Annotated in this window: 19 protein-coding genes; 4 read left to right on the forward strand and 15 right to left on the reverse strand. The window is 70.2% G+C overall.

The window, feature by feature from the left end:
- Positions 1-140: 140 nt before the first annotated feature.
- The 11 genes from ISP_RS02865 to ISP_RS02915 all read right to left on the reverse strand — a co-directional run bounded on the left by ISP_RS02865 (position 141) and on the right by ISP_RS02915 (position 12,084).
- Complete coding sequence (locus tag ISP_RS02865) at positions 141-1,622, reverse strand: right-handed parallel beta-helix repeat-containing protein (RefSeq protein WP_230468691.1); 1,482 nt, start codon at positions 1,620-1,622, stop codon at positions 141-143.
- 93 nt (positions 1,623-1,715) lie between these two features.
- Positions 1,716-3,032 carry a glutamate-1-semialdehyde 2,1-aminomutase gene (locus ISP_RS02870; protein WP_013222491.1) on the reverse strand — a complete coding sequence of 439 codons (1,317 nt, stop codon included), beginning with the start codon at positions 3,030-3,032 and terminating at the stop codon, positions 1,716-1,718.
- 8 nt (positions 3,033-3,040) lie between these two features.
- Positions 3,041-3,589: a dTDP-4-dehydrorhamnose 3,5-epimerase gene (gene rfbC, locus ISP_RS02875; RefSeq protein ID WP_013222492.1), complete on the reverse strand. Its 549-nt coding sequence runs from the start codon at positions 3,587-3,589 to the stop codon at positions 3,041-3,043.
- Positions 3,586-4,770 (reverse strand): polysaccharide pyruvyl transferase family protein, encoded by a 1,185-nt coding sequence (locus tag ISP_RS02880; protein ID WP_013222493.1) that lies wholly within the window; start codon positions 4,768-4,770, stop codon positions 3,586-3,588. Before ISP_RS02880 ends, rfbC begins: the two co-directional genes overlap by 4 nt.
- Complete coding sequence (locus ISP_RS02885; RefSeq protein ID WP_013222494.1) at positions 4,767-5,711, reverse strand: glycosyltransferase family 2 protein; 945 nt, start codon at positions 5,709-5,711, stop codon at positions 4,767-4,769. The genes ISP_RS02880 and ISP_RS02885 overlap by 4 nt, the downstream gene beginning before the upstream one ends.
- A gap of 7 nt (positions 5,712-5,718) precedes the next feature.
- Positions 5,719-7,044: an MATE family efflux transporter gene (locus ISP_RS02890; protein WP_013222495.1), complete on the reverse strand. Its 1,326-nt coding sequence runs from the start codon at positions 7,042-7,044 to the stop codon at positions 5,719-5,721.
- Between the two features lie 5 nt (positions 7,045-7,049).
- Positions 7,050-8,330 (reverse strand): DUF4910 domain-containing protein, encoded by a 1,281-nt coding sequence (locus ISP_RS02895; protein WP_013222496.1) that lies wholly within the window; start codon positions 8,328-8,330, stop codon positions 7,050-7,052.
- A complete protein-coding gene (locus tag ISP_RS02900) occupies positions 8,330-9,349 on the reverse strand; it encodes an NAD-dependent epimerase/dehydratase family protein (RefSeq protein ID WP_013222497.1) in 1,020 nt (339 codons plus the stop codon). Before ISP_RS02900 ends, ISP_RS02895 begins: the two co-directional genes overlap by 1 nt.
- A 5-nt stretch (positions 9,350-9,354) precedes the next feature.
- Positions 9,355-10,002, reverse strand: a complete 648-nt coding sequence (locus tag ISP_RS02905; protein ID WP_013222498.1) for a PIG-L deacetylase family protein — start codon at positions 10,000-10,002, stop codon at positions 9,355-9,357.
- Complete coding sequence (locus ISP_RS02910; RefSeq protein ID WP_013222499.1) at positions 9,999-10,790, reverse strand: glycosyltransferase family protein; 792 nt, start codon at positions 10,788-10,790, stop codon at positions 9,999-10,001. The genes ISP_RS02905 and ISP_RS02910 overlap by 4 nt, the downstream gene beginning before the upstream one ends.
- A 1-nt stretch (position 10,791) precedes the next feature.
- The gene (locus ISP_RS02915; RefSeq protein WP_034285879.1) at positions 10,792-12,084 is read right to left on the reverse strand and encodes a class I SAM-dependent methyltransferase; all 1,293 of its coding nucleotides are present in this window, start codon (positions 12,082-12,084) and stop codon (positions 10,792-10,794) included.
- Between the two features lie 198 nt (positions 12,085-12,282).
- On the opposite strand from ISP_RS02915, the gene ISP_RS02920 reads away from it, so the two are divergent.
- Positions 12,283-12,651 carry a YrdB family protein gene (locus ISP_RS02920; RefSeq protein ID WP_014466570.1) on the forward strand — a complete coding sequence of 123 codons (369 nt, stop codon included), beginning with the start codon at positions 12,283-12,285 and terminating at the stop codon, positions 12,649-12,651.
- 45 nt (positions 12,652-12,696) lie between these two features.
- Here the strand turns inward: ISP_RS02920 and ISP_RS02925 are convergent, their stop codons facing one another.
- Together ISP_RS02925 and ISP_RS02930 are read right to left on the reverse strand one after the other, a co-directional pair.
- The gene (locus ISP_RS02925) at positions 12,697-13,572 is read right to left on the reverse strand and encodes an LLM class F420-dependent oxidoreductase (RefSeq protein WP_013222502.1); all 876 of its coding nucleotides are present in this window, start codon (positions 13,570-13,572) and stop codon (positions 12,697-12,699) included.
- Positions 13,573-13,612: 40 nt separating this feature from the next.
- Entirely contained in the window at positions 13,613-14,581 is a 969-nt protein-coding gene (locus ISP_RS02930; RefSeq protein ID WP_013222503.1) for a YncE family protein, read from the reverse strand.
- A gap of 134 nt (positions 14,582-14,715) precedes the next feature.
- Here ISP_RS02930 and htpX point away from each other — a divergent pair, with 134 nt between their 5' ends.
- From htpX to ISP_RS02945, 3 genes are read left to right on the forward strand one after another with little or no spacing between them, the layout of a single operon-like run.
- Entirely contained in the window at positions 14,716-15,567 is an 852-nt protein-coding gene (gene htpX, locus ISP_RS02935; protein ID WP_013222504.1) for a zinc metalloprotease HtpX, read from the forward strand.
- Positions 15,568-15,619: 52 nt separating this feature from the next.
- Positions 15,620-16,705, forward strand: a complete 1,086-nt coding sequence (locus tag ISP_RS02940; RefSeq protein WP_013222505.1) for an LLM class flavin-dependent oxidoreductase — start codon at positions 15,620-15,622, stop codon at positions 16,703-16,705.
- Between the two features lies 1 nt (position 16,706).
- Positions 16,707-18,017 (forward strand): NtaA/DmoA family FMN-dependent monooxygenase, encoded by a 1,311-nt coding sequence (locus ISP_RS02945; RefSeq protein WP_013222506.1) that lies wholly within the window; start codon positions 16,707-16,709, stop codon positions 18,015-18,017.
- Here ISP_RS02945 and rfbA read toward each other — a convergent pair.
- Together rfbA and ISP_RS02955 are read right to left on the reverse strand one after the other, a co-directional pair.
- Positions 18,014-18,895 carry a glucose-1-phosphate thymidylyltransferase RfbA gene (gene rfbA / locus ISP_RS02950; RefSeq protein WP_013222507.1) on the reverse strand — a complete coding sequence of 294 codons (882 nt, stop codon included), beginning with the start codon at positions 18,893-18,895 and terminating at the stop codon, positions 18,014-18,016. The two genes, ISP_RS02945 and rfbA, sit on opposite strands and share 4 nt — an antisense overlap.
- A 33-nt stretch (positions 18,896-18,928) precedes the next feature.
- Entirely contained in the window at positions 18,929-20,089 is a 1,161-nt protein-coding gene (locus ISP_RS02955) for a sialidase family protein (RefSeq protein WP_013222508.1), read from the reverse strand.
- Positions 20,090-20,139: the final 50 nt, after the last annotated feature.

A 20,139-nucleotide genomic window follows, 5' to 3' on the forward strand; every position in this document is an offset into this window, starting at 1 on the left:
GAGCGCCATCGCTGAAAAGGGTGAACCCGGCGCTGTCCGAAACTCTCCGTTCGCGACTTTTCCCTTTGGTTTCAAGGGAAAACGCGAACATCGGCGCTCGGTCGGTCAAAAACTGTCGGACCTCTCCGGCAAGCTTTTGATCAGCAGCCGGCGGGCCCACCGCCGAACGAAGAGCACTCGTCCTGCGAGTAGGGCTTGGCCTGCCAGCCCGCAGCGTCGACCGTCTTGGAGGTGTCATGCGCCACGAAAGTCCACGGCCCGGAGTAGGAGTTGTCGTGCCACCGGTTGGCCTGGTGGAAGGTGATGGCCTCTTCGATCACCGTTCCCTTGTAGGGCGACCAGTCCGGGAACGTCCCGTAGTTCGACAGCAGAGCCATCCGCCCGCACAGGCTCGTGCAGCCGACGCGGCCGGTGTCGAAGCGGAAGGTGTTCCCGTGGACCTCCACCCGCTGCGTCTTCCAGCGGCAGTCGTCGTACGCCGGGGCCTGCTCGATCGTGCCCGCGGCGCACGAAGGCTTTGCCGCCGCCTTGGTGCAGTAGCCCGTCGAGGTGTTCGCCGGGCTGTTGCAGAAGCGGTCGGCGTTCTCCCACAACGTGATCCCGGCCCAGTTGTCCTCGAACGTGTTGCCGCTGATGTCGACGGCCGACGTCCGGGCCCGCACGCGCGGATCGCCGCCCGATTCCGAGAGGTACACCGTCGCCACCGGGAAGTTGTCGCCGCGGGCCGCGAAGGCCCGGCCCTGGACGAGGGTGTTGCCGCGGAAGGTGTTGCCGCGCAGCACCAGGTTGTAGCTGGTTTCGTAGAACAGCGCCTCGGCGTCGTTGGCCTCGAACAGGTTGTCCTCGACGAGGAAGTCGTTGTTGTTCGTGTCGGCCCACAGCCCGGCGCCGTGGTTGCCGTGGACCCAGTTGCCGCGGATGTCGGCCCCGTTCACGGCCCAGAACTTGGCGCCGCCGCTGCACCCGCAGCCCGGCACCTTGGCCTCCCAGTCGCCGGTGTTGTTGCCGGTGATCTCGTTGCCCTCCAGCACGAGCCCGGTGATCCCGTCGCCCGCCTGGTACGCGTTGAGCCCGTACTGGCCGTTGTCGCGCAGGCAGCTGTGCCGCACGACCTGGCCGGCGCCGGCCATCAGTCCCGCGCCCGCGTTGTCCTCGATGGTGGTGTTCTCGATGAGCCAGCCGTCGCCGGAGTCGTGGTTGACCACGCCTTGGTCCTGCAGCGCGGCGAACCCGCGGACGGTGAGGCCGCGGATCTCCACGTTGCGGGCCCGCTGGGTGAAGGCCGCCCGGTTGACGCCGCGGCCGTCGACGACCGAGCCCGGCGCACCGAGGTAGACGTCGCCGTCCTTGGGGACGACCTGGCCGAACTCGTCATTGCCGAGCGTGTGGGTGCCGGGCCCGAGCCAGAAGGTCGTGCCCGCCGGGTTCGCCGCCGTCTTCGCCGCGAGGTCGCCGTCGACGGCCGGCTCCACTGTGACGGCTCCGGACGGTGGCTGCTCGTATCCGGCGGGTTGGTGACCGCACACCGGACCGGGCCCGTCGGCGGCGCCCGCGACCGCCGGGCACGCCACGGCGATCAGGAGCGAGCAAGCAGCGACGAGTACCACACGAGATCTGCCCATGGCAGGAAGTTACGCACGAACGGGCCGGAAAACAGTCACCCTCAAGTGTCCTCATCGGACCCAACGGGTGAATCCGGCCCGCACGTGCGGGGATCAGGCGTATTTGCGGAACACGGGCTGCACCGGGCGGCCGCCCATCCACGGCGCCGGGTCGTTCGCGTCGAGGGCCTTGCGGTACACCGTGCAGGCCTGGGCGACGACGTCGATGGTCTTGTCGATGTCCGCCTCGGTGAGCGCGGCGCTGACCACGAAGGACGGTCCGAGCACCCCGCCGCTGATCAGCTCGCGCAGGAACAGCGTCCGGTACGGCTGCGAGGGGTGGCCCTGCTCGTCGAGCGTGCCGAAGACGAGGTTGCTGGCCCGGCCACGGACGACGACGTGGTCTTCGACGCCGATCCCGGCCGCCACCTCGCGGACGCCGGCGGCGAGCCGGTCGCCGAGTGCGTGCATGCGGCCGATGACGTCTTCGTCGCGGTAGACGTCCATGACCGCCATCGCGGCGGCCAGCGAGTGGGTCTCCGCGCCGTGCGTGGTCGAGAGCAGGAACACCCGCTCGCGGCCGGTGCGCAGGCCGCCGATCTCCATCAGTTCCCGCTTGCCCGCCAGCGCCGACACCGCGAAGCCGTTGCCGAGCGCCTTGCCGAACGTGGAGAGGTCGGGCGTGACGCCGTAGAGGCCCTGCGCGCCGTGGGCGGACCACCGGAAGCCGGTGATCATTTCGTCGAAGATCAGGACGACGCCGTGCCGGGTGGTGAGCTCGCGCAGGCCCTGCAGGTACCCCGGCGGCGGTTCCGCCGCCGCGGCCGCCTCCAGGATCATGCACGCGATCTCGCCGTCGTGGCGCTGCAGCAGCTGCTCCGCGGCCTGCAGGTCGCCGTACGGGAAGGACACCGTCTGCTCGGTCGTCTCGTCCGGGATGCCCGCGTTCATCGGCGTGGTGCCGATGAACCAGTCGTCGGTCGAGAAGAAGGCGTGGTCGGCGCACTTGGCGACGAGCTTGCGGCCGGTGGTGGCGCGGGCCAGCCGCACCGCGGCGGTCGTCGCGTCCGAGCCGTTCTTGGTGAACTTCACCATGTCGGCCGTCGGCACGTTCTCGAGGAACCGCTCGGCGGCCTCGGCTTCGATGATCGAGGGCCGGATGAAGTTGCTGCCCTTCTCCAGCTCGCCGCGCACCGCCTCGATGACCCGCGGGTGGGCGTGGCCGAGGCTGACCGCCCTCAGACCCGCGCCGTACTCGACGTACTCGTTGCCGTCGACGTCCCAGACGTGCCCGCCGCGGCCGTGGGAGATGACCGGGGCCATCCCTTCGGGATACTGGTCCGAGCCCTTGGCGTAGGTGTGCGCACCGCCCGGGATGACCCGGTGCAGCCGCTCGTCCACCTGTGTGGAGCGGGGCAGGTTCGTTCCCATGTCGTGGCTCACCTCGTTGGTTTCAACGCCTCTTCCAGAGAGGGCGCCCGTTCGTCCCGATCACTGACCATTGTGACCGACAGTGGCCAAGAAATGTCCAATTCAGGGTCTTTGTACGAAATCGTAATGTCTTCTTCAGGATCGTGTGCCCGATCGATACGGTACGAAACATCCGAGGGATCCGTAAGTGACTGGAATCCGTGCGCGCACCCCGCCGGGATGTACACGGAAACCTGGTTCTCACCGGATAGTTCGAAGGTTTTCACATTCCGGAATGTCGGCGAATCCGGTCGGAGATCCACCACGACGTCGAAGATCGCGCCGTGCGAACACCGCACCAGCTTCGCCTCACCGGCCCCGCCGCGCAGGTGCATCCCGCGGACGACCCCCTTGCGGGAGCGGGAAAGACTGTCCTGGACGAAGCCGTCCGGGTCGATGCCCACCGACGCGACGACGTCACGGTCGAACGTCCGGCTGAAAAAGCCGCGCTGGTCCGCGTGCGGTGTGGGTTCGAACAGATACGCACCGTCGATCTCGGGCACCGGAATGGCCTTCATCGCCCACCCCCGAAGAGGGCCGCCGAAAGGGCGGCGAACTGGTCCTTGAGCCGTTGCGCGTTCATCTCGTTCCGTTCCTGGAGCGTCCGGCGCAGTTCGGCCGAGCGGTTCTCGAGTTCGGTGAACTGCTCGACGAGCCGGTCGAAGCCGACGGTCTTCGCCCGCTGGGTGAAGCCATCGAGGCCCATCTCCGCCATGAGGACGTCGTTCTTCGGTGCGTAGCCGATCGCCACGGTCGGTTTCGCGACCTTCAGGGCGCAGAGCACGTTGTGGTAGCGCGTGGCCACCACGCTGTCCACCGCGGCCATCTCGTGCATCAGCTCGTCCAGGGTCTCCGCCGGAGCCGCCGTCACCAGCGGGGAAGCGGTCTTCTCGATGATCTCGTCGACGACCTGCCGGTCGATCCGGTCGCCGATGAACAGCCGGACGGGTCTGTCCTGGTCAACGAGCCACGCGACGAAACGGTTCATCGTGTCCACGTAGTGGCGGTAGATGCGGTCGGCCTCGGCGCGGTCGTCGTTGCCGCCGTAGTAGGCCATCACGCCGACGCCGACGGTGCCCGGCTTGGCGACGGCGGCCGGGGTAGGGAGGGAGAACGCGAGGTCGGGATAGACCTGGTCGGCACTCGTGTCGACGCCCATGGCGCGCATGGCGTCGCGCGAGATGTCGTCGCGGTAGGAGCGGTAGGCGGCGAGCCGGCCGGACCAGCGGACCAGCGTCCGCGTCGCCCGGGCGCCGATGTGGTTCGCACCCACGCAGACGAGCGCCACCTTGGTGCCGAAGAGGCGGCCGGTGGCGGAGAGGAGGAAGAGCGAATACGGGAAACCCCACGGACGCAGCGGAAGCGTCGCTTCGAGCACGCCCATGCCGGGCACGATGACGACGTCCTGTTTGCGGACCCAGGCCGCGGTCCGCGCGATGTCGACCAGCTTGCCGAAGCCCTTGAGGGCGACCGAGCGCAGTCCGGACGCCGTCTCGTACTCGGACTGGTTCCAGTGCAGGGGCGTCGCGTCGAGGCCGTACCGCTCGCGGACGAGCTCCGGGCCGCCGACCAGGGCGCTCAGCACGGCGTCCGGGTACTCGGCGCGCAGGTAGCCGAGCACGGCTTCGAGGGAACCGTCGTTGCCGAGGTTCCCCGAGCCGAGCAGGCCGAACACGCCGACGCGTGGCGCACGCTTCACGCGAGCCTGCCTTCCCGGCCGGCCACGATCTCGTTGACCGTGGCGACGTCCGAGGCGGTCGGCGCGCGGTCCTCGACGCGCTCGCCGTGGCCGGAGCGGGCCCGGTTGGTCAGCCAAGCGCCGAGGTGGCCGAAGCACTCGCGCTTGTCGGCGGCCGAGATCGGCGCGCGGCGGATCAGGTCCGCGAACCCGTAGACGTACTCGCCGAGCAGGCGGACGGTGGGATTCCGGAGCCGGTTCGCGCGCCGCGGGTCCAGATTCGCGCACCGGCTCCGGATGGTCGGGTTGGCCCGTTCCGCGCGGCCGGGGTGGTCGCGGCGGAAGTAGAGCAGCTCGGGCACCTGGTGGAACGGGCCGTGCATGGCCATCTCGGCCGAGTACGTCCGGTCGGCGTGGTGGTAGCTGTCGAGCGGCTTGACGCGGCGGAGGACGTCGGCGCGGATGACGCCGTAGAAGTCGTCGCCGCCCGGCTCGAACAGGATGCTGCGGAAGCGGTCCGGCGCGTGCCGGGACGCGGTGTCCAGGGTGTACTGGAGCGGCTGGACGATGCGGCCGTCGCCGTCGATGATCGCCTGGTCGCAGTGGGCGAGGATGACGTCCGGTCGCTCGTCGAGGGCCTCGACGCACCGCTTGAGCAGGTCGCGGGCGTACAGGTCGTCGTGGGAGACCCACTTGAACAGCTCGGTGCGGGAGACGTCGAACACGAAGTTGTGGTTCGGCGTCGCGCCGACGTTCTTCGGCTGGCGGACGTAGCGGATCCGCGAGTCCTTCTCGGCGTAGCGGCGGCAGATCTCGTCGGTGCCGTCGGTGGAGGCGTTGTCCGAGATGATCAGCTCGAAGTCTTCGTAGGTCTGGCCGAGCAGGGCGTCCAGCGACTCGGCGAGGTACTCCTCGCCGTTGTACACCGGGAGGCCGAGGCTCAGCCGCGGGACGGTGGTCATGGAGTCCTCATTCCTTGATCGGCTCTTTGATCGGCTCGAACACCACGGTGGGCTCGTCGGCCCCCGGCGGCACGTACTCGCGCAGCCCGATCCGCAGTTGCAGCCACCAGACGACGGACCCGCCGAGCGTCGCGGTCGCGACGCCCCACGCGGACCCGGCCGCACCACCGAGGAAGGCGCCGGTGATGCCGAACGTGACGTAGAACAGGGAGGCGATCAGCTGCGACCGCAGGCTCCGCTTGGCTGCGCCCAGAGCTCGGAGCCCGGCGGCGGCGCCGGTGGCGAAGCTGGCGCCGACCACGGCGAGGGTGACCGGCAGGATCAGCGGGGACGACGAGTCCCACACCGAGCCCATCACCCAGCGGCCGGCGCGGTCGGGCACCAGGAGCAGCAGGCCGAGACCCCAGCACAGGGCGGCGCCCGCTTGGCCGCCGCCGAGGATCACGCAGAAGTGCTTCAGCCGGTGCGGCGCCCGCTGAAGCACCCGCGCGCCCTCGGCGACGGTGACCAGGGACAGCCCCATGAGCAGGGCCAGGAACGGGCCGAGGAGCTGCTCGGCGCCGCGGACCGCGCCGACGGCGGTGATGCCGGCGATGGCGCCGAGGCCGTAGGCGCGCAGCTGTGACGCGCCGCTGTTGCTGACGTTCTCGACGAGGTACCGGACGCTGAGGTCGCGCTGCGTCCGGAGCCAGCCCGCCATCTCCCGCGGGTGCGGGAGGATCCCGGTCTGGAACCCGCCGTACAGGGCCGCGACCGCGCCGGACAGACCCCAGGCCAGCACGAACGCGACCACCGTGTGGATCTGCGCGGCGACGTAGAGCGCCGGGAGCATGGCCACGCCCCACACGCAGTCGTTGACGAACGCCTTCTTGCCCGCGCCGCGCGCGAAGAACGCGAAGCGCCAGGCGTCCTGCAGGAGCAAGCCCGGCAGGACGACGGCCAGCGCGACGAACGCGTTGCCGAGCGGGCCGCCCGCGGCCAGCCCGGCCAGCAGGCTGACCACCCCGGTCACGCAGCCGACGCCGATCGCGGTGCCGGACGCGCTCGCCACGCCCGACCGCCACCGGTCCTCCGGTACGGCGCTGAACCGCACCATCAGCGGGTCGGTGGCGAGGCCGCGGGAGATGTTGAGCACCACGCCGTAGGTGACCCAGGCGAGGCTGAAGATGCCGAACGCGAACGTGCCGAGCGAGCGGGCCACGTACAGCCCCACGGCGAAGTTGGTCAGGCTGGACACGGCCTGGTCGCCGAGGCCCCAGCTCAGCCGTCCGGCCATCGCGCGCGCCGCGCCCGACCGGAAGATCGAGCGCGGCGCACGGCGATGGTTGGCCACGTCGCTCACTCCTTGACCAGACCGGCGTCGTGCAGGGCACGGGCCGCGACGTCGACGATGTCGAAGGGCAGCCCGGCGCGCTCGGCGATGTCCAGCAGCGAGTGCTCGCCGTCGGAGAGGTTGAGCACCCACAGCATCGCCATCTGGGCCTGCTTGGCGTCGCTGCGGCCGCCGAGCGAGTCGTACAGCCCGCGCTTGCCGAGCTGCGGCTCGCCGTACGGGCTGAGGTTGACGTACCGGCGGTTGCGGTCCAGGACGCCGAACGCGTCCTTCAAGACACCGAGCGTGTCCTCCATGGCCGCGGGCGACACGAAATCCGGGTTGTCGGCGGAGGTGTGGTACTCGGGGTAACCCGCGTACGGCGTGCGCGTCAGCGAGCCGACGCCGAGGTTGAAGCCCGGCGAGCAGAACTGGCGCTCGTCGTAGCCGTACGGCGAGAAGTCGGCGATGCGATGCTCCCGCGACCGCAGCACGTGCTGCATGACGCGGTCGATCTCGGCGTCGTCGCGGCGGGACTTCTTGTACGTCAACGATCCCGGGTCGCCCGCGCACGCCAGCACCAGCCCGTGACGCACCTTCTCGATCCGCGAGGCGTTGCGGGCCAGCCAGGTGATCGAGCCGATCGTACCCGGCATGAACAGGAACCGGTAGGTGTAGTGGGGCTGGGCGAGCGCCAGCTGCTGGGCCAGCGAGATGGCCACCGCGATGCCGGCGAGGTTGTCGTTCGCCAGCGACGGGTGGCACACGTGGCAGGACACGATGACCTCGTCGGTGACGCGCCCCGGGACGACGTGCTCGCCGTAGGTCAACGAGCCGTCGGACAGCGTCGAGTCGATGACGACGTCGTAGTCGCCGTCCGGGAGCGCGTCGAGCTTCTCCTGCGCGAGGCAGAAGCCCCAGGCCGGGGCGTAGTAGCTGGTCCGGTAGGGCACCCACGACGGCTGCTCGGGCAGCGTGTGCAGGTGCTCCCGCAGTTCGCTCAGCGGCATCCGCCGCGACACCGGGACGCTGTAGCCCACGACGTGCAGGTTCAGCTCCTGGAAGTCGATGACCCGCGAGCCGTCCGGAGCGGCGACGTACGCGTCCCGGATGTTCCACTCCTGCGGGATCGTCCAGTCCAGCACCTGCGTACCGGTCGGGACTTCGTGCCGCTCGAGGGAGATGTGCTCGCCGATGATGTCCAAGGTCTGCCGCACGCCGTCGCCGGTGATGCTGCGGCAGATCGGGTACAGCCGCTCGACCAGGGCGTGCAGCTCCGCCCCGGTCCGCAGCTGCGGGCCCGCCACTACTTCCGCCGCAGGGTGGTGTCGACGCGACCGGCTTCGCCCTCGCTCTTCAGCCAGGCCAGCCGGGTGAACAGCTGCTGGAACGAGTCCCGGGTGAGCCCGAACTTGCGGTAGGCCTCGATGAGCTCGACGGCGCCGTCCTTGACCGACCAGTCGCAGGCGAAGCCGGGGATCGCCGCGCGGAAGCGCGAGAAGTCGACCCGGTACGAGCGCGGGTCGGCGCCCGCCTCGCCGGTGATGTTCAGCGTCGAGCCCGGCACGGCCTCGACGACCTCCTGGGCGATCTCGGCGACGGTGACGTTGTTCTCCTCGGTACCGATGTTGAAGGCCTTGTTGTGCACGGCCTCCTTCGGCGCCGTCAACGCAGCGGCAAACGCGCGCGCGATGTCCTGGGCGTGCACCAGCGGCCGCCACGGCGTGCCGTCGGAGAGCACCAGCACCTCGCCGGACAGGTGAGCGTGCGCGGTCAGGTTGTTCAGCACGATGTCGCCGCGCAGGCGGGGCGAGTAGCCGAACGCGGTCGCGTTGCGCATGTACACCGGCGTGAAGTCGTCGTCGGCGAGCTCGTGGACGTCGGCCTCGACGCGCACCTTCGACTCCGCGTACGGCGTCACCGGCCGCAGCGGCGCGTCCTCGTCGACGAGGTTGTCGCCGCCGGCGCCGTACACCGAGCAGGTCGACGCGTAGACGTACCGCTGGACGCCGGCGTCCTTCGCCAGCTTCGCGAGCTTCACCGACGCGTGGTGGTTGATGTCGTAGGTCAGGTCGGGCGCGAGCGAGCCCAGCGGGTCGTTCGACAGCGCGGCCAGGTGGATCACCGCGTCGAAGCCCTCGACGTGCTTGGCCTCCACGTCCCGCAGGTCGACGGCGTGCCCGGCCGGGTCGGCGGGGGCGGGCCCGAGCAGGCAGTCCTCGAACAGCCCGGAGTCCAGGCCGGTGACTTCGTGGCCGGCGGCGGCGAGCACCGGGGCCATCACCGTCCCCAGGTAGCCCTTGTGCCCCGTCAGCAACACCCGCATCGGATTCAGCCCTTCAGATCGAGAGTGAGTTTCTTGACGAAAAACGCTTCGGCGTACTTCGCGGCGGCTTCGATCCCGCGGATCCTGGCCAGCCCGAGGAAGGCCTCGCGGTCGTACCAGGGCCGCTGCCGCTGCGAGGCGTAGTGCTCCTGCAGCAGCCGGACCTTCTCTTCCGCGAGCTCGTCGGACAGCGGCTGGTACACCGACGGGCTGCCGAGGTCGCCGTCCCACTTGACGATCTCGTAGCCGAGCGCCAGGTGGTCGCGGAACGTCGTCGGCACCAGCTTCGCCAGCCCGCGGTGGTCCTGGTGCGCGTCGTCGGTGCGGGGCGCCAGGACGAGGTCCGGGTCGGTCCGCCGCCGCAGGTCCTCCAGGGCGTTCTTGGCCTCTTCCCAGTTCGCCGGGAAGCGTCCGTCCGGCAGCTTCAGCACCGTGACGTCGACGTCCGCGCCCGGGCAGAACGCCGCCAGCGCCGCCCGCTCCTCGTCCTCGCGGGGCGTGCCGCCGCCGGAGAGGACCAGGGCGTCGACCCGCAGGCCGGGGCGCCCGGTGCAGAGGGTCAGCAGCGTGCCACCGGCGCCGATCGCGATGTCGTCGCAGTGCGCGCCGAGGGCGACGACCCGGTCGAGCCGATCCGGCCGGAGCCCGATCACGCGATGCTCGCGGCGGCGCGCTCCCACAGCGCCCAGGGCCGGTCGCCGTGGCTGTAGGCGTAGTCCAGCGCCGCCCGTTCCTTGACCGTGTCGGTCGGCTTCCAGAACCCGCGGTAGGGGTAGGCCAGCAGGCGGCCGCGCTTGGCGAGTTCGCCGCAGCCGTCGGCGACCAGGTCGCCGTTCTCCGGGATGTGGTCGAACACTTCCGGCCGCAGCACGAAGTAGCCGCCGTTCTCCCACAGCGGCATTTCGCTCACCGCGGTGATCGAGCCGACCTTGCCGCCCTCGTCCATTTCCACGCAGTGGAACGACGACTGCGGCGGCACGACCATCATCGAGGCGCCCGAGTCGGAGTTCGAGAACCGCTCGATCATGTCGGGCAGCGGGACGTCGGACAGGACGTCGGCGTAGTTCGCGAGGAACATTTCGTCGCCGTCGAGGTACGGGCGCACCCGGCGCAGCCGCTCGCCGATCGGCGACTCGATGCCGGTCTGCACGAAGGTGATCGTCCAGTCCGCGATGTCGGTGGACAGCAGCTCCGCCTGCCCGTTGCGGAGGACGAAGTCGTTGGAAATGGTTTCCTGGTAGTTCAGGAAGAAGTTCTTGATGTGTGCCGCGCCGTAGCCGAGGCACAGGATGAATTCGGTGTGGCCGAAATGCGCGTAGTAACGCATCACGTGCCAGATGAGCGGTCTCGGACCGACCATCGCCATCGGCTTCGGGACGTCGTCGGCCGCGCCGTTGCGCATCCGCATCCCGTAACCACCGCAGAAGAGAACGACCTTCACGTCACTGCACCTCGACGATTTCCAAGTGGGGAATCGGGAACACGAGCTTGCCGCCCCAGGCCCCGATGTAGGAGAGCTGTTCGGTCAGTTCCTCCCGGAGGTTCCACGGGAGGACGAGCACGTAGTCGGGCCGGTCCGCTTCGATCCGTTCCGGCGGCAGCACCGGGATGCGCGTGCCAGGGGTGAACCGGCCGTGCTTGTACGGATTGCGATCGACCGTGTACTGCAGCAGGTCCGTCCGGATGCCGCAGTGGTTCAGCAGGGTGTTGCCCTTGCCCGGGGCGCCGTAACCGACGACGGTCTTCCCGTCGTTGCGCGCCTCGATGAGGAACTTCAGCAGGTCCAGCCGCACGCGGGTGACGCGCTCGGCGAACTCGGTGTACCCGGACAGCTCGTGCAGCCCGGCGGCCTTTTCGCGCTCCAGCACGTCGGTCATCCGCTCGCTGGGCTCGCCGGCCACTGTGACAACCGGGGCTCCGCCCCGGGCCGGGGGCTCCGCCACCCGGAACCCCCCAAAAGCCTCGGTGGGCCGCGCCCAGAGCCGGATCGACCCGCCGTGCGTCGGCAGGAGTTCGACGTCGACCACGGTCAGCCCGCCGGTCGCCAGGGCCCGGCGCGCGGATTCGACCGTGTAGTACTGGAAGTGCTCGTGGTAGATCGTGTCGTACTGGTTCTTCTCGATCAGCGTGAGCAGGTGCTGGACCTCGATGGAGACCCAGCCGTCGTCGGCGACGAGCGCCCGCAGGCCCTTGGTGAAGCCGAGGACGTCGGGGATGTGCGCGTAGACGTTGTTCGCGGCGACGAGGTCGGCCGGCCCGTGCTCTTCGCGCACCTTCAGGCCGGTTTCCTCGGAGAGGAAGGCCGTCAGGGTGGGCACGCCGGCGTCGCGCGCCGCCTGCCCGACGTTCACCGAAGGTTCCACGCCCAGACACCGGATCCCGTGCCCGACGACGTGCTTGAGCAGGTATCCGTCGTTGCTCGCCACCTCGACGACGAACGACTTCTCGCCGAGCCCGAGCCGGTCGACGGCGCCATCGACGAACCGCTTCGCGTGCTCGACCCACGACGTCGAGAAGGACGAGAAATACGCGTACTCGGTGAACGTGTCGTCGGGGTCGATCAGCGGCGGGATCTGGGCGAGCCAGCAGTCGGTGCAGACCTTCAGGTGGAGCGGGAAGGTGGCTTCCGGCTCGTCGAGCTGCTCCGCCGGCAAAAATCGCTCACACGGGGGAGTCGCGCCGAGGTCGACGACACTGGCCGTGTTTGTCGAACCGCAGAGTCGACATGTGGTCATCTACCAGGCTCCTTGGCTCGCGGTCGCGATGTGCACCTGACACGTCGACCGGCGCCGGGAGGTCGTTACAGCGACGCGGGAGCGGCTGGTGGACCGATTCGGAAACGCAACCTGAATGGCCCAGCTGTGGCGGGAATCACGAACGGTACCCGAGCGAACCCGTAAGGTCCACAGTGGACCTGCTCCTAGGCTGGCCGGATGACTTCCCAGCCGACTCCCCGCCTGAGCGGGTTCACGGGCGTGGTGCTGACGGTCCGCTTCCTCACCGAGCTGGCCCTCTTGGGCGGTCTGGCCCTGGCGGGCACCCGGCTCGGCGGCGGGGTGGCGCTGGCGATCGTCGACGCCGTGCTGCTGCCGGTGGCGGCGGCCGCGCTCTGGGGCCTGTTCGTCGCGCCGCGGGCGCGCCGCCGCCTCCCGGAACCGGCCCGCTTCCTGCTGGAATTCGCCCTCTTCGCGGTCACCGGCGTGGTGCTCGCGCTGGTGGGCTGGCTGGTCGTGGGCATTGTGCTGGCGGTGGCCGGGATCGGCGTCGCGACCCTCACCCGGGTGGCCGCCAAAGACGGCTGAGCCCTCCCCGCCGTCCGGCAGAGAGGGCTCGTGGGCAGGGGCGGGTCAGCCGATCTTGCTCGCCGCCGGGATGACGTCGGTGGCGAACTTCTCCAGCACCGCCGGCTTGTGGACGTGCGGCACCACCCCGAGCGCGACCTGGATGCCGAGCCCGTTCAGCCGCTCCAGCTCGGCCAGCAGCTCGCCGGACTTTTCACCGTTCTCGCCGACGTCGAGGATGTGGTAGACGGTCTTGGTGATCGAGTCGTAGTCGCGGCCCTCGGTCTCGCAGTGCCGCTTGAGGACGTCGAGCTTGCGCTCCAGGTCCGGTCCGTTGAAGAGGTTGCACAGGTCGGCGTACTTCGCGACCAGCCGCAGGGTCTTCTTCTCGCCGCCGCCGCCGATCATGATCGGCGGCCGCGGCTCCGACAGCGCCTGCGGCACGTTGAGCAACCGCGTGGCGTCGAAGTGCTTGCTCTTGAACGGCGCGTCGCCATCGGCCCACATCTGCAGCACGTACTGGAGGTTCTCCTCCAGCAGCTCGAAGCGCTCGGCCACGGACGGGAACGGGAAGCCGAGCCCGCGGGACTCCTCCTCGTTCCAGCCCGCGCCGATGCCGAGGATCGCGCGGCCGCCGGAGAGCACGTCCAGCGTCGTGATGGCCTTGGCCAGCAGTCCGGGGTGGCGGTAGAGGACGCCGGTGACCACGGTGAGCAGCTTGGCGCGCTCGGTGTGCGCGGCGATGAAGCCGAGGGTCGTGTACGCCTCGAGCATGTCGTTTTCGGTCGGGCCGACGGCGCCGATCTGGAAGAAGTGGTCCATCACGGCAATGGAGTCGAAGCCCGCCTGGTCGCCCGCACGGACGACGGCGGCCAGGTCGGCGCCCAGCGCGGACGCCCCGTTCGGCCAGGTGAAGTCGGGGATCTGCAGTCCGAGTTTCATGCTTTCCGACGGTATACCTGGAGTGGCCCCAGCTGCCCGGTCAGAAATCGCGGACCAGGAAGACCCGGCCGTGCAGGGGGTCGGTGACCCACACCGTGCGCGTCCGCTGGTCGACGGCGACGGCACCGGGGTTGACGCCCAGCGACAGCTCGCCGCTCAGCGTGCCCGCCGTGCCGTCGACGCGGGTGAGGCCGTTCTGGCCGCCGTTGGTGTACACCGTGTTCGTGCCCTGGTGCACGGTCAGCGCCGAGGATTCGCTGCGCAGCAAGACGGTCTTGCGCTCGGTGCGGGTGGCCGCGTCCACAATGGACATGTGGTGGATGCCGGAGTTCGCGACGTAGACCGTGCCGCTCGCGTGGTGCACCGCGACGCCGGTCGGGTCGCGCCCGACCTTCACCGAAGCGACGAACTTCCCGCTGTCGATCGAGAACACCTCGACCGAATCGGTGGCCGTGCTCGCGCAGTAGACCAGCTTGCGGCCGGGGTCGACGCCGATGCCGGCGAACCCCTGCTTCGGGCCCGGCACGAGCGCGGCCAGCGTGCAGCTGACGCCGTCGAGCACGGCGAGGGTCCCGGTGGTGCCGCTGGCCGCGTAGACGCGGTTGGCCTCCTCGTCGACCGCCAGCGCCGAGGCGCCGGCTCCCGCGCCGATCACGCTCACCAGGTCGTGGGTCCGGCTGTCCAGCACCACCACGGTGCCCGCCGGGGGGTTAGCGACGTAGATCCGGCCGGCCTTCGGGTCGGCCGCGACGTCGCCGGGCGCGCCGCCGACCTGGATCACGTCGACGACCGACGCGCTGCGCGGATCCACCACGGAGACCGTCCCGGCCTGGGCATCGATGACGTACCCGAGGCCGGTGACCGGGTTCACCGCGACCCCGCCCGGCGCGCCGCCGAGGTCGAGGGACCGGACGTCCTCCGCGCGTGCGGTCCCGGGCAGGACCAGAGCCCCGGCACCCGCGGTGACCAGGGCGAACAGGGTCCGCCGGGGTAGCCGCCCACCGCGCATCGGCGCCTCCGCTCCTGATCATCCCGCCGCCCGAGCGTAACCCGCGCCATCCCCACCTGAAGGAACTTCGCGTCCCCCGATCGCGTTGTTTCCACTGGGTAACCGACTTCCAGAGCGGACGGAGGCGAGCGCGCGTGCACGGGCACCAGAACGGACTCAAGACGGCATTGCTGCTCGGCCTGCTGTCGGCGATCATCGTCGCGATCAGCGGGCTCTTCGGCCGGGGCGCGCTGCTCATCGGGCTGGTCGTCGCCCTCGGGATGAACGCGTTCGCCTACTTCAGCTCCGACAAGCTGGCGTTGCGGGCGATGCGGGCGCGGCCGGTGTCGGAGGTCGAGCAGCCCGCGATGTACCGGATCGTGCGCGAGCTCGCGCAGGTCGCCCGGCAGCCGATGCCGCAGCTGTACCTGAGCCCGACGGTCGCGCCCAACGCGTTCGCGACCGGCCGCAGCCCGCGGCACGCGGCGGTGTGCTGCACGACCGGCATCCTCGAGCTGCTCGACGAACGCGAGCTGCGGGCCGTGCTCGGCCACGAGCTTTCGCACGTCTACAACCGCGACATCCTGATCTCGTGCGTGGCCGGCGCGCTGGCCAGCGTGATCAGCGTGCTCGCGAACATCGCGCTGTTCTTCGGCGGCAACAACCGCGACGGCAATCCGCTGCTCAGCCTGCTGCTGATCTTCGTCGGGCCGATCGCCGCGGCCATCATCCGGATGGGTGTCAGCCGGTCGCGGGAGTTCCAGGCCGACGCGTCCGGGGCCGAGCTGACCGGTGACCCGCTGGGCCTGGCCTCGGCGCTGCGGAAGCTGGACGCCGGCACGCGGGCGCGGCCGCTGGTCGCCGAGCCGCAGCTGGTGTCGCAGTCGCACCTGATGATCGCGAACCCGTTCCGCCCGGGTGAGGGCCTGAGCAAGCTGTTCTCGACCCACCCGCCGATCTCCGACCGCATCGCCCGGCTCGAAGAGATGGCCCGCCGCCCGTTCTGATCCCAGCTGGTGGGAGCGGGAATCCCGGGCCCGCGGCCGGAGTTGCGCCAGCATGGTCTCCGCACAGCTGCACCTGGGCGTCGCCATCGACGGGGCCGGGTACCACCCGGCCGCGTGGCGGATTTCCGCGGTCGAGCCCGCCGCCCTGTTCACCGCCGGCCACTACCTGAGGTACGCGAAGCTCGCCGAAGCCGCTTCGCTCGACTTCGTCACCCTCGACGACTCGCTCGCGCTGCAGCCCGGTGGTGAGGGGGTCGTTCGCGGACGGCTCGACGCGCTGCTCACGCTGTCCGCGATCGCGCCGGTGACCAGCCGGATCGGCCTGGTCCCGACCGTCACCACCACGCACACCGAGCCGTTCCACGTCTCGACGTCGGTCGCGACGCTGGACTACGCGAGCCGCGGCCGCGCGGGCGTCCTCGCGGTGCCGTCGCTCACGGCCGCCGAGGCCGCGCACTTCGCCCGCCGCCCGGCTCCTTCGCCGGAGGACGGCGACGCCGAGACGGCCGAGGTCCTCGAGGTCAGCACCCGGCTGTGGGACAGCTGGGAGGACGACGCGATCGTCCGCGACGCGGCGACCGGCCGGTTCATCGACCGCGACAAGCTGCACTACGTCGACTTCGAGGGCCGGTTCTTCAGCGTGAAGGGACCATCGATCACGCCGCGCCCGCCCCAGGGCCACCCGGTGACCGCGGTCTACGGCGACTCGCCGCACGCGCGCGCCGCCGACGTGGTCGTGACCAGGGCGGACCACCTCGACGCGGTCCGCGCCACGGCCGCCCGCCACCCGGGTGCGAAGGTCCTCGCGACGGTGTCGATCGTGCTGGCCGAGACCGAGCAGGGCGCCCGCGACCGGCAGCGCGAGCTCGATGCCCTGATGCCGTTCGAACCCGCGGGCCTGTCGTTCACCGGCACGCCCGCGCAGCTGGCCGCCGAACTGCCGCGCTGGGCGGCCGAGACCGGTGTCGCCGGGTTCCACCTGCGGCCCGCCGTCCTGCCCGACGACCTCGACCTGCTCGCCGGCGAGGTCGTGCCCGCCCTGCGGGCCGCGGGCGCGTTCCGGAGCGGGTACGCGGGGACCACCCTGCGCGAGCACCTCGGCCTCGGCGTCGCCGTCAACCAATACCAGGGGGCGTGAGATGACCAAGCAGATCAAGCTCGCCGCCCACTTCCCCGGCGTCAACAACACGACGGTGTGGAGTGACCCGGCTTCGGGCAGCCAGATCGACTTCGCGTCGTTCGAGCACCTGGCCCGCACGGCCGAGCGCGGCAAGTTCGACTTCCTCTTCCTCGCCGAGGGGCTGCGGCTGCGCGAGCACGCGGGCAAGATCCTCGACTCGGACGTCGTCGGACGGCCCAACACGACCACCGTGCTGGCCGCGCTGTCCGCCGTCACGACGCACCTCGGCCTGGCCGGGACGCTGTCGTCGACGTTCAACGAGCCCTACGAGGTGGCCCGCCAGGTCGCGAGCATCGACCACCTCTCCGGCGGGCGCGCGGCGTGGAACGTCGTGACGTCGCCGGACGCCTTCACCGGGCAGAACTTCCGCCGCGGCGGCTTCCTCAAACGGGAGGACCGGTACGCGCGCGCCGAGGAGTTCCTGGCCACCGTGCGCGAGCTGTGGGACAGCTGGGCGCCCGGGACCCTGGTGGGGGACAAGGAGAACGGCGTCTTCGCGCGTGATCCGGGCCGGTTCGTCCACAGTGGACCTCAGTTCGACATCGCTGGCGAGTTCACCTTGCCGCGGACGCCGCAGGGACAGCCGATCGTCATCCAGGCCGGCGACTCCGACGAAGGCCGGGAGTTCGCCGCGAAGACCGCGGACGTCATCTTCAGCAGGCACGGCACCCTCGAAGACGGCCAGGCGTTCTACCACGACGTCAAGCGCCGCTTGGCCGCGTACGGCCGCGACCACGGCGAGCTGCTGATCATGCCGGCCGCGACGTTCGTCCTCGGCGACACCGACGCCGAAGCCGAGGAGAACGCCCGCGAGATCCGGCTCCAGCAGGTCCGCCCGGCCACCGCGATCCAGTTCCTCGAGCAGGTGTGGAGCCGCGACCTGTCGGACTACGACGTCGACGGGCCGCTGCCCGAGGTCGACCCCGACCCGGACGCCGAGCCGCTGACCTGGGGCCGCGTCCGCCACGAGAAGGACCCGCTGGAAACGGCGCGCCGGTGGCGGGCCGTAGCGGAGGAGAAGAAGCTCTCGATCCGCGAGCTGGTGATCGAGGCCACTGCGCGCCAGCAGTTCGTCGGCACGCCGTCGACGGTGGCGGCGACGATCGACGAGTACGTCCAATCGGACGCGGCCGACGGGTTCGTGCTCGTGCCGCACCTGACCCCGGGCGGGCTCGACGAGTTCGTCGAAAAAGTCGTCCCCCACCTGCAGGAACGTGGGGTGTTCCGCACCGAGTACGCCGGGCCGACGCTGCGCGAGCAGCTCTTCTAGGCCGACGCTCCCGCCGCTACGGCGACTGCCTTCACGTAGTCGCCGTAGCCGGACTTCGCGAGTTTCTCGCCGAGCGCGTAGCACTCGTAGGGGGTGATGAAGCCCATGCGCAGCGCGATCTCCTCGAGACAGGCGATGCGCACGCCGGTGCGGTGCTCCAGCACCTGCACGAACTGGCCGGCTTCGAGCAGCGAGTCGTGCGTGCCGGTGTCGAGCCAGGCGAACCCGCGGCTGAGCTCGACCAGCGTGGCGCGGTCCTGGCGCAGGTAGGTCAGGTTGACGTCGGTGATCTCGAGCTCACCGCGCGTCGACGGCCTCAGCGCGCGGGCGATTTCGACGACCTGGTTGTCGTAGAAGTACAGGCCGGTGATCGCCTTGTTGGAGCGCGGCTTCAGCGGCTTTTCCTCGATGGTGACCAGCTTGCCCGCCGCGTCGACCTCGCCGACGCCGTAGCGCTCGGGGTCCTTGACCGGGTAGCCGAACAGGACGCAGCCGTCGAGCTCGCGCACGGCCTGCTGCAGGCGGCTGGAGAAGCCCTGGCCGTAGAAGATGTTGTCGCCGAGGACGAGCGCCACGTCGTCGTCGCCGATGAAGTCCGCGCCGATCACGAAGGCCTCGGCCAGGCCGTTCGGGCTCGCCTGCTCTGCGTAGGAGAACGAGACGCCGAACTGGTCGCCGTTGCCCAGCAGCCTGCGGAACATCGGCAGGTCGGTGGGGGTGGAGATGACGAGGATCTCGCGGATCCCGGCGAGCATCAGCACCGAGATCGGGTAGTAGACCATCGGTTTGTCGTAGACCGGCAGCAGCTGCTTGGACACCGCCTGGGTGATCGGGTGCAGGCGTGTCCCGCTGCCTCCGGCCAGCACGATGCCCTTCATGGACGGCCTCCCTTTCCCGTGGCTGAGACCTCCTCACCCTACGGGCCGCTCCTCGAAGGCGGATCCCTTACCGAAGTAGGCTTTGCAGCCGGCGTCGTCCTCGGTGGCGATCTCCAGCACGTTCCGGCCGTCGTCGACCGGCAGCAGGGTCGAGGAGTAGTTGGGGCAGAAGTTGTTCCAGATGCCGGTGATGTGCACGGGGGCGGGCAGTTCGTACCAGTGGCCGCTGCCGAAGTCGTCGTTCGCGAGCAGCACCTGCCCGTTCTGCGGCTGCGGCACGCCCTTCGCGTCGGTGTAGATCTGCCCGACCATGACGATCCGCACCCCGTTCGGGCCGCCGGGGAACAGCGCGATCGTCTGCGCGTGCTGGAAGTAGTTGCCGGTGGCGGTGTCGACGCGGGTGCCGGGGTCGGCGGGGTCGCCCCAGTTGGCGCCGTCGGCGGAGATCTTGAAGTACGGGTCGCAGTAGCGGTCGCGGAAGTTGCAGATCTCGTACGCGAAGTAGTAACGGCCGTCGGGCAGCCGCCGGATGATCGGCATGCCGGGCCGGACGCGGTCCGGCGGGATCGCCAAGGTGAGCTGCTTGGTGCCCCAGTTCACCCCGTCGGTCGAGGCGACCCGGTTGAGCACCTGCGCGTACTTCGGCGCCTGCGTCTCGTCGGCGAAGTGGAGCCAGAGGGTGCCGCCGGCGTCGACGGTGAACTCGGGCTCCCAGATGCCGTCGATGTTGTGCGACCGCGCGGCCTCGGACAGGAAGCTCCACGAGCGGCCGCCGTCCTTGCTGGCCCAGATGCGGATCCCGATGCGGCGCCGCGGCCCGGCGTCCTGCCGGTAGGACGCGGCCCACAGCAGCGTGCCGGCGCGGAGCTTGCCGACGCGTTCCGGCAGCTCGTAGACGGTGCCGCAGCACATGCCGGCCCGGCCGTCGGGGTCGTGGATCGCGCCGATCTCGTGGAACGACTCGCCTTCGTCGGTGCTCTCCAGTACGGGCGTGAACTTGCCGTCGGCGTCTTCGCTGGTCAGAGTGGCGATGATGCGCCCGTGGCCGTGTTCGAGACGGATCAGGCGCGCGTACGCGCCGAAGCCGGGAACGAGCTGTTTGCGCTCGGCCGCGCGCGCCGGCGTCAGCAGCGAGGCGACGGCGGCGAGCGTCAGCACGAAGACCAGCGAACGGCGCAACTCGACCCCCTCCACGCGGTGACCGCGCGATTACAGCACGGCTGAGCGGCGGCGACGGGACGCAT

The organism is Amycolatopsis mediterranei (genome assembly GCF_026017845.1).
In the GTDB taxonomy this organism is placed as follows: Bacteria; Actinomycetota; Actinomycetes; order Mycobacteriales; family Pseudonocardiaceae; genus Amycolatopsis; species Amycolatopsis mediterranei.